Source organism: Pantoea sp. X-Soil-TKNS-1207 (assembly GCF_059730485.1).
Genome location: NZ_AP035958.1, coordinates 249,940 through 262,458, shown reverse-complemented (window position 1 = coordinate 262,458; position 12,519 = coordinate 249,940). Strand labels below are relative to the sequence as shown.

Here is a 12,519-nt window from a genome sequence, read left to right as displayed (position 1 = left end):
TCTTACTTAACTTCAACTTCAGCGCCAGCTTCTTTCAGCAGTGTTTCAAGAGCAGCTGCGTCATCTTTGCTAACGCCTTCTTTGATCACGCCAGTAGCTTCAACCAGATCTTTGGCTTCTTTCAGGCCCAGACCAGTTGCGGTACGAACAGCTTTGATTACTGCAACTTTGTTCGCGCCAGCAGCTTTCAGGATAACGTCGAATTCAGTTTTCTCTTCAACAGCTTCAGCCGGGCCAGCAGCAACAGCTACAGCAGCAGCAGCAGAAACGCCGAATTTTTCTTCCATAGCAGAAACCAGTTCAACTACTTCCATTACGGACATAGCGGCTACGGCTTCCAGAATTTGGTCTTTAGTGATAGACATAACAATTGTTCCTAAGAATCAGTATAAGTTTATGCGTTAAAGTACGAAGGAAAAGAATGTGGCCTTAAGCCGCTTCTTTTGCATCGCGAACAGCAGCGAGAGTGCGGACCAGTTTGCCAGCAGCGGCTTCTTTCATGGTCGACATCAGACGTGCCAGTGCTTCTTCGTAAGTCGGCAGAGTCGCCAGACGGTCAATATTGGCCGCCGTGATCAGCTCACCTTCAAAGGCTGCAGCTTTGACCTCGAATTTTGCATTCGCTTTCGCGAACTCTTTGAACAGACGAGCAGCAGCGCCCGGGTGTTCCATAGAGTATGCAATCAGGGTCGGACCAACAAACGTGTCTTTCAGGCACTCGAACGGAGTACCCTCAACGACGCGGCGCAGCAGGGTGTTGCGAACAACACGCATGTAAACGCCAGCTTCACGACCTGCTTTACGCAGTTCGGTCATTTTATCAACGGTCACGCCGCGGGAATCCGCAACAACCGCTGACAGCGCGCCTTTGGCTACTTCGCTGACTTCAGCAACAATCGCTTGTTTGTCTTGAAGATTTAATGCCATTAGCTTTTGCTCCTGGATTTGACCGGGGAAGGATTTCCCCGGAACTCACTTCACTTATTCACCCGAAGGCGAAAAGCGCTATTACACGGTGAGCAGAATCCAGTGAAGAAAAAAATTCTTTTTGGTTCTGTCACCGTCTACGCAGGGGATTAAGCGTTTCATCCGAAGATGCTGCGCTCCTGCGGTCTTGGACGGAGGCCAGGATAAGGCCTGGCTCCAACCTTAGTGACTGAATAACAAAGGGGTTAACCTTCACTCTCCACTCACTATGAATACGGGTTCTGAATTGAGTGTTCAACCAGAACAACGGGCGTAAGATTCTAGATGAATTTTTCGCCCGTTACAAGCAACAATTAGCTTGCTGCTGCGTTCAGACCAGCCTGGTCAACGGCAACGCCGGCGCCCATGGTGGTAGACAGGCTAACTTTCTTGATGTACACGCCTTTCGCCTGAGCAGGTTTTGCTTTTTTCAGCGCAACCAGCAGAGATTCCAGGTTTTCTTTCAGTTTGTCAGCGTCAAAGTCCACTTTACCGATGGTGGTGTGGATGATGCCGTTTTTGTCGTTACGATAACGAACCTGACCGGCTTTAGCGTTTTTAACCGCTTCAGCAACGTTCGGGGTTACAGTACCCACTTTCGGGTTCGGCATCAGACCGCGCGGGCCAAGAACCTGGCCGAGCTGGCCAACAACGCGCATTGCATCCGGAGAAGCAATAACAACGTCAAAGTTCATTTCGCCTTTCTTGATCTGGTCAGCCAGATCTTCCATACCTACCAGCTCTGCGCCAGCTGCTTTAGCAGCTTCAGCGTTTGCGCCCTGAGTAAATACGGCAACGCGTACTGAACGACCAGTACCGTGCGGCAGTACAGTTGCACCACGTACGTTCTGATCAGATTTACGAGCATCGATGCCGAGGTTAACAGCAACGTCCACGCTCTCTACAAACTTAGCGGTAGCCAGTTCTTTCAGCAGAGCAACAGCTTCGTTGATGTCATACTGTTTAGTTGCATCAACTTTGTCACGGATCACGCGCATGCGCTTGGTCAGCTTAGCCATTTCTTAGTCCTCCACTACCAGGCCCATGGAACGAGCAGTACCTTCGATAGAGCGAGCCATCGCTTCTACGTCGGAACCAGTCATGTCCGCAGCTTTGGTTTCTGCGATTTCACGTACCTGAGCACGGGTTACTTTACCGACTTTGTCTTTGTTCGGCTTACCAGAACCAGACTTGATGCCCGCTGCTTTTTTCAGCAGTACGGCAGCCGGAGGCGTTTTGGTAACGAAGGTGAAAGAACGGTCGCTATATACGGTGATAACAACAGGAGTCGGCAGACCTTTCTCCAGGGATTCGGTCTTCGCGTTGAACGCTTTACAGAATTCCATGATGTTAACGCCCTGCTGACCCAGAGCCGGACCAACCGGTGGGCTTGGGTTAGCCATACCAGCTGCAACCTGCAGCTTGACGTAGGCTTGTACTTTCTTAGCCATGATATTTCCTCTATTGGGTTATAGCGCCTGAAAAACAGGCTCCCCGTGGTAACAGTTCACACGCTGTTGCCAGCGCATAAAAACAAAAGGCGCGAAATTGTAGATAAATTCCGCGCCTGCTGCAACTACAAAAATGTATCTGGCGTTAGCCTTTTTCCACCTGGCTGAAGTCCAGCTCGACAGGGGTCGCACGACCAAAGATGGAAACGGAGACTTTCAGGCGGCTCTTTTCGTAATCCACCTCTTCCACCACACCGTTGAAGTCGGCAAATGGACCGTCGTTGACGCGTACCATCTCGCCCGGCTCGAACAGGGTTTTCGGACGCGGCTTATCACCAACCTGTTGCAGGCGGTTCATAATCGCATCAACTTCTTTATCGCTGATCGGCGCTGGACGGTCTGATGTACCACCAATGAAGCCCATCACACGCGGTACGCTACGCACCAGATGCCAGCTGGCATCGTTCATCACCATCTGAACGAGTACGTATCCCGGGAAGAATTTGCGTTCGCTTTTGCGACGCTGGCCGCCACGGATTTCTACGACTTCTTCAGTCGGAACCATGACTTCGCCAAACAACTCTTCCATGTTGTGCAATTTGATGTGCTCACGCAGCGACTGGGCTACGCGGCCTTCGAAACCGGAAAACGCCTGCACGACGTACCAGCGTTTTTTTGGAGCTTCAGACATCTCAGAACCTCAGGCCAGTGATAAACGATACAAGGCGGACCAGAATACCATCCAGTCCCCACAAAATCAGTGACATCACGGCAGTAACCGCGGCAACGATTAACGTGGTGTGCAGCGTTTCCTGGCGAGTCGGCCAAATGACCTTACGCATCTCGGTCCTGGCTTCACGCGCAAACGCAACTGTCGCTTTGCCTTTCGTGGTCAGCAACGCAATGCCGCCTGCCACTGCAATCAGAACCACTACGGCCAGCGCACGTAACGGCAGTGTCACATCGCGGTAGTAGTAATTACCAACAATAGCGACGATCAGTAATACGGCAACAACCAGCCATTTTACTGTTTCCAGGCCGCGTCCGCTCCCTTGAGCTTCGGTATTCGCACTCATAAACCAACCTGCCACTATAATTCAGAAACTATTCTGCCCCGCAATGCGAGGCATCCAAACCGAATGAGCTTTTAGGGCGTAACTCGGTATCCTGCGCCGCTTAACAGAGCCTGTCTCAGCAATGATTATGACCGAAAATCACTGATGAGCCAGGTTCTATGCAACAGCGTGCAAAAAGGGCATCAAATGATGCCCTTTCCGTGTGCATTGCGTCAAATGTTATCGAGATTAAGCGATAACTTTAGCAACAACGCCCGCACCAACGGTACGGCCGCCTTCGCGGATTGCGAAGCGCAGACCTTCGTCCATGGCGATCGGGTGAATCAGGGTAACAACCATTTTGATGTTGTCGCCCGGCATTACCATCTCAACGCCTTCCGGCAGCTCTACTGAACCTGTTACGTCAGTAGTGCGGAAGTAGAACTGAGGACGGTAGCCTTTGAAGAACGGAGTATGACGGCCGCCTTCATCTTTAGACAGTACGTACACTTCTGATTCGAACTGAGTGTGCGGCTTGATGGTGCCCGGCTTAGCCAGTACCTGGCCACGCTGGATCTCTTCACGCTTGATACCACGCAGCAGAACACCACAGTTCTCGCCCGCCTGACCCTGGTCCAGCAGTTTGCGGAACATTTCAACGCCAGTACAGGTTGAAACCTGAGTATCTTTGATACCAACGATTTCTACTGAGTCGCCTACTTTCACGATGCCGCGCTCAACACGACCGGTAACAACGGTACCACGGCCAGAGATTGAGAATACGTCTTCGATCGGCAGCAGGAACGGCAGGTCGATGGCACGAACCGGATCCGGGATGTAGGTGTCCAGGTGACCAGCCAGCTCAACGATTTTCGCTTCCCACTCTGCATCGCCTTCCAGCGCTTTCAGAGCAGAACCACGAACGATCGGAGTATCGTCGCCCGGGAAGTCGTACTGTGACAGCAGGTCACGCACTTCCATCTCAACCAGTTCCAGCAGCTCTTCGTCATCAACCATGTCGCACTTGTTCAGGAACACGATGATGTACGGAACGCCAACCTGACGACCCAGCAGGATGTGCTCACGGGTCTGCGGCATCGGGCCGTCAGTCGCAGCAACAACCAGGATTGCGCCGTCCATCTGCGCAGCACCGGTGATCATGTTTTTCACGTAGTCGGCGTGGCCCGGGCAGTCAACGTGCGCGTAGTGGCGAGTCGGGGTTTCATACTCAACGTGTGAAGTGTTGATGGTGATACCACGAGCCTTCTCTTCCGGCGCGTTGTCGATCTGGTCAAATGCACGCGCCTGGCCGCCGTAGGTTTTAGCCAGAACGGTGGTGATCGCAGCAGTCAGAGTGGTTTTACCGTGGTCAACGTGACCGATGGTGCCCACGTTTACGTGCAGTTTGTTACGTTGAAATTGCTCTTTAGCCATCGCTTGTCCCTCTAAGACACGGATATATCAAAGATATCGTCACATCAACCAGGCTAGGCCTGACTGTTAGTTTTACAGAGAGAGAATCAGGAGAGAGATAAAGGAAGTGGTGCTGATACCCAGAGTCGAACTGGGGACCTCACCCTTACCAAGGGTGCGCTCTACCAACTGAGCCATATCAGCACATCTGGAGCGGGCAGCGGGAATCGAACCCGCATCATCAGCTTGGAAGGCTGAGGTAATAGCCATTATACGATGCCCGCATCCTGGAACTCGGCTACCTGTTCTTTCTGTAGCTTATGAATAATAAAAGAAGGCCTTCTATTATTCGAGTCAGTCAGTGTTTCCGACCAACTTTGACTGCGCTAATGCTCAGTCTGAATTCGAAGGTGAGAGAGTTGAACTCACCCGTCAGAATGAAGTCTTCATCTGACGCTCAACCCAGGGGGTTGAGATGGTGGTGGGAGAAGGATTCGAACCTTCGAAGTCTGTGACGGCAGATTTACAGTCTGCTCCCTTTGGCCGCTCGGGAATCCCACCTACTTGATGGTGCCGGCTACCGGAATCGAACTGGTGACCTACTGATTACAAGTCAGTTGCTCTACCAACTGAGCTAAGCCGGCATCAAGTGACGCGCATTCTAGGAAGTGCGGATGCAGGATGCAACAAAAAAATTGCCAAAATCGCGCTATCGCTTACTATTTGTGCAAATCCTCGCAAATCAATTGCCAGATGCCGCAAATTTGTCCAGCAATGCTGCATTTTTACTCGCGACATTCCTTAATCCGGGCAGATTTTTCGCTCTCCCCCGCGGCACAATCCACCTCACACGCAACTATCTCTATATCGAAAACGTTTTTTGCTAGCGCGCTATGGCATCGGTCTGCGGGAAACGCACCAGAAATTGCTGAGACAAGCTACTGAGTGACAAGAAAAATGCGGGCACGCTTACGAAAGCGCACTTGCGTTTATCATTTTACTTCTTTTTAAAGTCACACTGGTGTTACCCTCCTGCCCATTGTTCTCGTTAAATTACCCCTGTGACGTGCAACTGAGTTCGACACATCGCTGTATGCCTGATGCTGCAAGGTGTTGATGAGCCAGAATTTGCGGTCAGATGCATGCTTATGAGTAAAAAGACGACGCCAGTTACTACACCCTATCTGCAATTTGATCGTCAGCAATGGGCTGCCTTGCGCGACTCGGTGCCGATGACCCTGGCTGAGGGTGAAATCGCCCGGTTACGCGGCATTAATGAAGATCTCTCGCTGGAAGAGGTCGCTGAGATTTATTTGCCGCTGTCACGCCTGTTAAATTTTTACATCAGTTCTAATCTGCGCCGTCAGGCGGTGCTGGAGCAGTTCCTCGGCACCAACGGGCAAAAGATCCCTTACATCATCAGTATCGCCGGTAGCGTAGCGGTGGGTAAAAGCACGACGGCACGCGTGTTGCAGGCGTTGCTCAGCCGTTGGCCGGAGCATCGAAAAGTAGAATTGATCACTACTGATGGCTTTCTGCATCCAAATGCGGTGTTAAAAGAACGTGGGTTGATGAAGAAGAAAGGCTTCCCGCAATCTTATGATATGCATCGCCTGGTCAATTTTGTTTCCGATCTAAAATCTGGCGCCAGCCAGGTTACCGCACCGGTTTATTCACACCTGATTTATGATGTTATCCCGGATGGCGATAAGGTTGTGCAGCAGCCTGATATTTTGATTCTTGAAGGCTTAAATGTGCTGCAAAGCGGGATGGATTATCCGCACGATCCCCACCACGTATTTGTTTCGGATTTCGTCGACTTTTCCATATATGTTGATGCGCCGGAAGATCTGCTTGAAAGCTGGTATATCAATCGCTTCCTGAAATTCCGTCAGGGTGCATTTAGCGATCCGGATTCTTATTTCCATCATTATTCACAACTGCCGGAAGAGGAAGCCGTTAATATTGCGCGTGGTTTATGGCATGAGATTAACTGGTTAAATCTTAAGGAAAATATCCTTCCCACTCGTGAGCGCGCCAGCCTGATCATGACTAAGTCTGCCGATCATGCCGTGCAGCATGTACGTTTGAGAAAATAAGAAAAACGCCCTGAGATTATCAGGGCGTTATGTACTGTCTGAAATATTTACAGCAATACCATCACGTTGATGGCCGCAATGAAATTTCGCCGCCAACCCAGGCTTTAATTTCACCGTCCTGCTCCAGCAATAAACCACCCTGTTTATCTATACCGCGGGCTATACCATGAACTTCACGTTCGCCAATCAATAATTTTACTGGCCGATTGATAAAGTTATCGAGTGCTTCCCAGCGTTCAATAAAGGGCGCAAGTCCGTCGCGTTCGAACTGAGGTAAAGCTTCACGCAGGGTATTAATCAATTTTGCCGCCAGCTGATTGCGATCGATTTCAATGCCCGCTTCCTGCAAATTGATCCAGCCCTGGCTGATTTGTGAGGCAGCTTCAGAACGCATTGCAAGATTAATACCCGCACCAATAACAATCTGGGCCGCATCGCCCGTCTTCCCGGTGAGTTCGACCAGGATTCCGGCCAGCTTCCGATCGTTCAGATAGAGGTCGTTCGGCCATTTTACCCGCACATCGCCCGCACCGAGCGATTGAATGACTTCCGCCATGACAATACCAATCACCAGGCTCAGTCCCATTGCTGCCGCGGGTCCCTGTTCCAGGCGCCAGTACATCGACATATACAGATTGGCGCCAAAGGGGGAAAACCACTGTCTGCCACGGCGCCCACGACCTGCCTGTTGATATTCCGCAATACAGGCATCGCCAGAAACCAGTTGATCCATACGTTCCAGCAGATACTGGTTGGTTGAATCAATCACCGGAATCACAGCCAGATTGGGTTGATGCAGACGCGATAAGATTTCGTCTTTATTCAGCAGCTGAATCGGTGCTGGCAGGCTGTATCCTTTGCCAGTGACGGTATACACATCCAGTCCCCAGCTTTTCAGTGTCTGGATGTGCTTATTGACCGCCGCCCGGCTCATGCCCAGAATCTCACCCAGTTGCTCACCCGAATGAAATTCTCCATCTGCCAGCAGAGCAACCAGTTTCAACGGAACACTATGGTCTTTCATGAAATCACCTCAACGGCATTACGTTCGCCCTTCGCGCCAATGAAGCGAACTTCAGGCTCCAGCCAGACATCAAATATTTCACCCACTTTGCCTCTCACTTCATGCGCCAGCTGGACAATATCCTGTGGTGCCGCGTCGGCTTCATTGATCAATACCAGCGCCTGCTGACGATGAACGGCAGCTCCACCCACACGATAGCCTTTCAGCTGACACTGATCGATCAACCATCCAGCAGCGAGTTTTACCTCACCATTAGGCTGTGGATAGACCGGCATTGTGGGCCACTGCGTGCATAATGTGGCGGCCTGGCTGGCTGAGATCAGCGGGTTTTTGAAGAAGCTCCCCACATTGCCTGTCACACGCGGGTCGGGCAGCTTGCTCTGACGCATCTGGCAGACAGCGTTGAAAACATCCCACGCGCTGACCGTTGCCGGGTTAAGTCGTGCAAGATCGCCATAACTCAGAACCGGCTGCCATAGTTTTGGCAGGCGCAACCCTACTGCGACGATGACATAGTCATTCTTCATCGCGTGTTTGAAGATACTGTCCCGATAGCCAAACTCACACTCGTCACGATACAGGCGGACGATCTTGTCAGTTGGCAGATGCAGGGCTTCCACATAATGGCAGATATCTTTGAATTCGACTCCGTAAGCACCAATGTTTTGAATCGGTGCTGAACCGGCCATGCCAGGAATCAGTGCCAGATTCTCCAGGCCTGGGATGCCTTTCTTTAACGTCTGCTCAACCAGACCGTGCCAATTCTCTCCCGCCCCGACATGCAATTGCCATGCTTCGGCATGTTCTTCTAAGGCGATGCCTTTAATGGCATTGATAACAACGGTGCCGCTAAAGTCTTCAAGAAACAGTACGTTGCTACCCTCACCAAGCACCATAAACGGCTGAGCCTGCTGGACGCTGGCTTGCCAGGCTTCGGTAATGGCATCCGCCGTGTCGGCAATAACGATGGTTTTCGCACTGACCTCAAGGCCAAGTGTATTGAATGCTTTAAGAGAAGTGTTGGGGCTGGACATTTCACGGCCTTAACTGATTAATCTGGCCGTAGTTTACCTGATCAGATTGTTACGGGTGGGATGTTTTCGTGGTTTTTCAGCACTGGTTTGCCGATCTGCGGACGTAAAAAAGCCCTGAACTTTCGTTCAGGGCTTTTTCACTTAATTGATGCCTGGCAGTTCCCTACTCTCGCATGGGGAGACCCCACACTACCATCGGCGCTACGGCGTTTCACTTCTGAGTTCGGCATGGGGTCAGGTGGGACCACCGCGCTACAGCCGCCAGGCAAATTCTGTTTATCCGCACCGCCCTCTCAGGCCATGCGAACCAATCCGTTTGAACTAAGCTGAAAATTCTCTGGTCTCTCAACCAAAACGCCTCTGGCGTTGTAAGGTTAAGCCTCACGGGTCATTAGTACCGGTTAGCTCAATGCATCGCTGCACTTACACATCCGGCCTATCAACGTCGTCGTCTTCAACGTCCCTTCAGGACTCTCAAGGAGTCAGGGAGAACTCATCTCGGGGCAAGTTTCGTGCTTAGATGCTTTCAGCACTTATCTCTTCCGCACTTAGCTACCGGGCAATGCCATTGGCATGACAACCCGAACACCAGTGGTGCGTTCACTCCGGTCCTCTCGTACTAGGAGCAACCCCCCTCAATTCTCCAGCGCCCACGGCAGATAGGGACCGAACTGTCTCACGACGTTCTAAACCCAGCTCGCGTACCACTTTAAACGGCGAACAGCCGTACCCTTGGGACCTACTTCAGCCCCAGGATGTGATGAGCCGACATCGAGGTGCCAAACACCGCCGTCGATATGAACTCTTGGGCGGTATCAGCCTGTTATCCCCGGAGTACCTTTTATCCGTTGAGCGATGGCCCTTCCATTCAGAACCACCGGATCACTATGACCTGCTTTCGCACCTGCTCGAGCCGTCACTCTCGCAGTCAAGCTGGCTTATGCCATTGCACTAACCTCCTGATGTCCGACCAGGATTAGCCAACCTTCGTGCTCCTCCGTTACGCTTTGGGAGGAGACCGCCCCAGTCAAACTACCCACCAGACACTGTCCGCAGCCCGGATTACGGGCCTACGTTAGAACATCAAACATTAAAGGGTGGTATTTCAAGGTTGGCTCCACGCAGACTGGCGTCCACGCTTCAAAGCCTCCCACCTATCCTACACATCAAGGCTCAATGTTCAGTGTCAAGCTATAGTAAAGGTTCACGGGGTCTTTCCGTCTTGCCGCGGGTACACTGCATCTTCACAGCGATTTCAATTTCACTGAGTCTCGGGTGGAGACAGCCTGGCCATCATTACGCCATTCGTGCAGGTCGGAACTTACCCGACAAGGAATTTCGCTACCTTAGGACCGTTATAGTTACGGCCGCCGTTTACCGGGGCTTCGATCAAGAGCTTCTCCTTGCGGATAACCCCATCAATTAACCTTCCGGCACCGGGCAGGCGTCACACCGTATACGTCCACTTTCGTGTTTGCACAGTGCTGTGTTTTTAATAAACAGTTGCAGCCAGCTGGTATCTTCGACTGGCTTCAGCTCCGGGAGCAAGTCCCTTCACCTACGCGCCAGCGTGCCTTCTCCCGAAGTTACGGCACCATTTTGCCTAGTTCCTTCACCCGAGTTCTCTCAAGCGCCTTGGTATTCTCTACCTGACCACCTGTGTCGGTTTGGGGTACGATTTCGTGTTACCTGGAGCTTAGAGGCTTTTCCTGGAAGCAGGGCATCAGTTACTTCACCACCGTAGTGGCTCGTCATCACGCCTCAGCGTTAAAGTGCACCGGATTTGCCTGGAGCACACGCCTACACGCTTAAACCGGGACAACCGTCGCCCGGATAACCTAGCCTTCTCCGTCCCCCCTTCGCAGTAACACCAAGTGCAGGAATATTAACCTGCTTCCCATCGACTACGCTTTTCAGCCTCGCCTTAGGGGTCGACTCACCCTGCCCCGATTAACGTTGGACAGGAACCCTTGGTCTTCCGGCGAGCGGGCTTTTCACCCGCTTTATCGTTACTTATGTCAGCATTCGCACTTCTGATACCTCCAGCAGACCTCACAGTCCACCTTCAGCGGCTTACAGAACGCTCCCCTACCCAACAACACATAGTGTCGCTGCCGCAGCTTCGGTGCATGGTTTAGCCCCGTTACATCTTCCGCGCAGGCCGACTCGACCAGTGAGCTATTACGCTTTCTTTAAATGATGGCTGCTTCTAAGCCAACATCCTGGCTGTCTGTGCCTTCCCACATCGTTTCCCACTTAACCATGACTTTGGGACCTTAGCTGGCGGTCTGGGTTGTTTCCCTCTTCACGACGGACGTTAGCACCCGCCGTGTGTCTCCCGTGATAACATTCTCCGGTATTCGCAGTTTGCATCGGGTTGGTAAGCCGGGATGGCCCCCTAGCCGAAACAGTGCTCTACCCCCGGAGATGAGTTCACGAGGCGCTACCTAAATAGCTTTCGGGGAGAACCAGCTATCTCCCGGTTTGATTGGCCTTTCACCCCCAGCCACAAGTCATCCGCTAATTTTTCAACATTAGTCGGTTCGGTCCTCCAGTTAGTGTTACCCAACCTTCAACCTGCCCATGGCTAGATCACCGGGTTTCGGGTCTATACCCTGCAACTTAACGCCCGGTTAAGACTCGGTTTCCCTGCGGCTCCCCTATACGGTTAACCTTGCTACAGAATATAAGTCGCTGACCCATTATACAAAAGGTACGCAGTCACCTAACAAGTAGGCTCCCACTGCTTGTACGTACACGGTTTCAGGTTCTGTTTCACTCCCCTCGCCGGGGTTCTTTTCGCCTTTCCCTCACGGTACTGGTTCACTATCGGTCAGTCAGGAGTATTTAGCCTTGGAGGATGGTCCCCCCATATTCAGACAGGATACCACGTGTCCCGCCCTACTCATCGAACTCACAGCAGGTGCATTTTTGTGTACGGGAGTATCACCCTGTACCCTGCGACTTTCCAGACGCTTCCACTAATGCACAAACTGATTCAGGTTCTGGGCTGTTCCCCGTTCGCTCGCCGCTACTGGGGGAATCTCGGTTGATTTCTTTTCCTCGGGGTACTTAGATGTTTCAGTTCCCCCGGTTCGCCTCGTTAACCTATGTATTCAGTTAACGATGATGCACTGAGTGCACCGGGTTTCCCCATTCGGACATCGCCGGCTATAGCGGTTCATATCACCTTACCGGCGCTTTACGCAGATTAGCACGTCCTTCATCGCCTCTGACTGCCAGGGCATCCACCGTGTACGCTTAGTCGCTTAACCTCACAACCCACAGGCGTTTTGCAACGCGTGCAGACTGCAAGCATTTGAGAGACTCGAACGCGCCGTGCTGTATTCCTTATTACGGAGGAATACGACTGCGCGTCGTTTCAAATTTTCAGCTTGTTCCGGATTGTTAAAGAGCAAATATCTCAAACATGACTTTACAGTCAGTTTTGAGATACTTCGTGGAGACACCTTTCAC

Annotated in this window: 10 protein-coding genes, 4 tRNA genes and 2 rRNA genes; 1 reads left to right on the top strand and 15 read right to left on the bottom strand. The window is 51.8% G+C overall.

Going from position 1 to position 12,519, the window contains the following annotated elements:
• Nucleotides 1-2: 2 nt before the first annotated feature.
• The 11 genes from rplL to AC6I8V_RS01125 all read right to left on the bottom strand — a co-directional run bounded on the left by rplL (nucleotide 3) and on the right by AC6I8V_RS01125 (nucleotide 5,529).
• The gene (gene rplL / locus AC6I8V_RS01175; RefSeq protein ID WP_497844121.1) at nucleotides 3-365 is read right to left on the bottom strand and encodes a 50S ribosomal protein L7/L12; all 363 of its coding nucleotides are present in this window, start codon (nucleotides 363-365) and stop codon (nucleotides 3-5) included.
• Between the two features lie 64 nt (nucleotides 366-429).
• A complete protein-coding gene (rplJ, locus tag AC6I8V_RS01170) occupies nucleotides 430-927 on the bottom strand; it encodes a 50S ribosomal protein L10 (RefSeq protein WP_084871753.1) in 498 nt (165 codons plus the stop codon).
• Between the two features lie 353 nt (nucleotides 928-1,280).
• Nucleotides 1,281-1,985 (bottom strand): 50S ribosomal protein L1, encoded by a 705-nt coding sequence (rplA, locus tag AC6I8V_RS01165; protein WP_497844120.1) that lies wholly within the window; start codon nucleotides 1,983-1,985, stop codon nucleotides 1,281-1,283.
• 3 nt (nucleotides 1,986-1,988) lie between these two features.
• The gene (rplK, locus tag AC6I8V_RS01160) at nucleotides 1,989-2,417 is read right to left on the bottom strand and encodes a 50S ribosomal protein L11 (RefSeq protein WP_497844119.1); all 429 of its coding nucleotides are present in this window, start codon (nucleotides 2,415-2,417) and stop codon (nucleotides 1,989-1,991) included.
• 145 nt (nucleotides 2,418-2,562) lie between these two features.
• The gene (nusG, locus tag AC6I8V_RS01155) at nucleotides 2,563-3,108 is read right to left on the bottom strand and encodes a transcription termination/antitermination protein NusG (RefSeq protein WP_013507400.1); all 546 of its coding nucleotides are present in this window, start codon (nucleotides 3,106-3,108) and stop codon (nucleotides 2,563-2,565) included.
• Nucleotide 3,109: 1 nt separating this feature from the next.
• Nucleotides 3,110-3,493 carry a preprotein translocase subunit SecE gene (secE, locus tag AC6I8V_RS01150; protein ID WP_497844118.1) on the bottom strand — a complete coding sequence of 128 codons (384 nt, stop codon included), beginning with the start codon at nucleotides 3,491-3,493 and terminating at the stop codon, nucleotides 3,110-3,112.
• Nucleotides 3,494-3,721: 228 nt separating this feature from the next.
• Nucleotides 3,722-4,906, bottom strand: a complete 1,185-nt coding sequence (tuf, locus tag AC6I8V_RS01145) for an elongation factor Tu (protein ID WP_497843611.1) — start codon at nucleotides 4,904-4,906, stop codon at nucleotides 3,722-3,724.
• Between the two features lie 107 nt (nucleotides 4,907-5,013).
• Nucleotides 5,014-5,089: transfer RNA gene (locus AC6I8V_RS01140), tRNA-Thr, on the bottom strand.
• Between the two features lie 5 nt (nucleotides 5,090-5,094).
• Nucleotides 5,095-5,169 (bottom strand) — tRNA-Gly (locus AC6I8V_RS01135).
• 192 nt (nucleotides 5,170-5,361) lie between these two features.
• A tRNA-Tyr gene (locus AC6I8V_RS01130) sits at nucleotides 5,362-5,446 on the bottom strand.
• A gap of 7 nt (nucleotides 5,447-5,453) precedes the next feature.
• Nucleotides 5,454-5,529: transfer RNA gene (locus AC6I8V_RS01125), tRNA-Thr, on the bottom strand.
• Between the two features lie 504 nt (nucleotides 5,530-6,033).
• Here AC6I8V_RS01125 and coaA point away from each other — a divergent pair.
• Entirely contained in the window at nucleotides 6,034-6,984 is a 951-nt protein-coding gene (coaA, locus tag AC6I8V_RS01120) for a type I pantothenate kinase (RefSeq protein WP_497844117.1), read from the top strand.
• A 61-nt stretch (nucleotides 6,985-7,045) separates the two neighbouring features.
• Here the strand turns inward: coaA and birA are convergent, their stop codons facing one another.
• The 4 genes from birA to AC6I8V_RS01100 form a co-directional block, all read right to left on the bottom strand.
• Nucleotides 7,046-8,008 (bottom strand): bifunctional biotin--[acetyl-CoA-carboxylase] ligase/biotin operon repressor BirA, encoded by a 963-nt coding sequence (gene birA, locus AC6I8V_RS01115; RefSeq protein WP_497844116.1) that lies wholly within the window; start codon nucleotides 8,006-8,008, stop codon nucleotides 7,046-7,048.
• On the bottom strand, nucleotides 8,005-9,042 hold the full coding sequence (gene murB, locus AC6I8V_RS01110; protein ID WP_497844115.1) for a UDP-N-acetylmuramate dehydrogenase: 1,038 nt from the start codon (nucleotides 9,040-9,042) through the stop codon (nucleotides 8,005-8,007). Before murB ends, birA begins: the two co-directional genes overlap by 4 nt.
• A gap of 150 nt (nucleotides 9,043-9,192) precedes the next feature.
• A 5S ribosomal RNA gene (rrf, locus tag AC6I8V_RS01105) occupies nucleotides 9,193-9,308 on the bottom strand.
• 104 nt (nucleotides 9,309-9,412) lie between these two features.
• A 23S ribosomal RNA gene (locus AC6I8V_RS01100) occupies nucleotides 9,413-12,317 on the bottom strand.
• Between the last annotated feature and the right edge of the window lie 202 nt (nucleotides 12,318-12,519).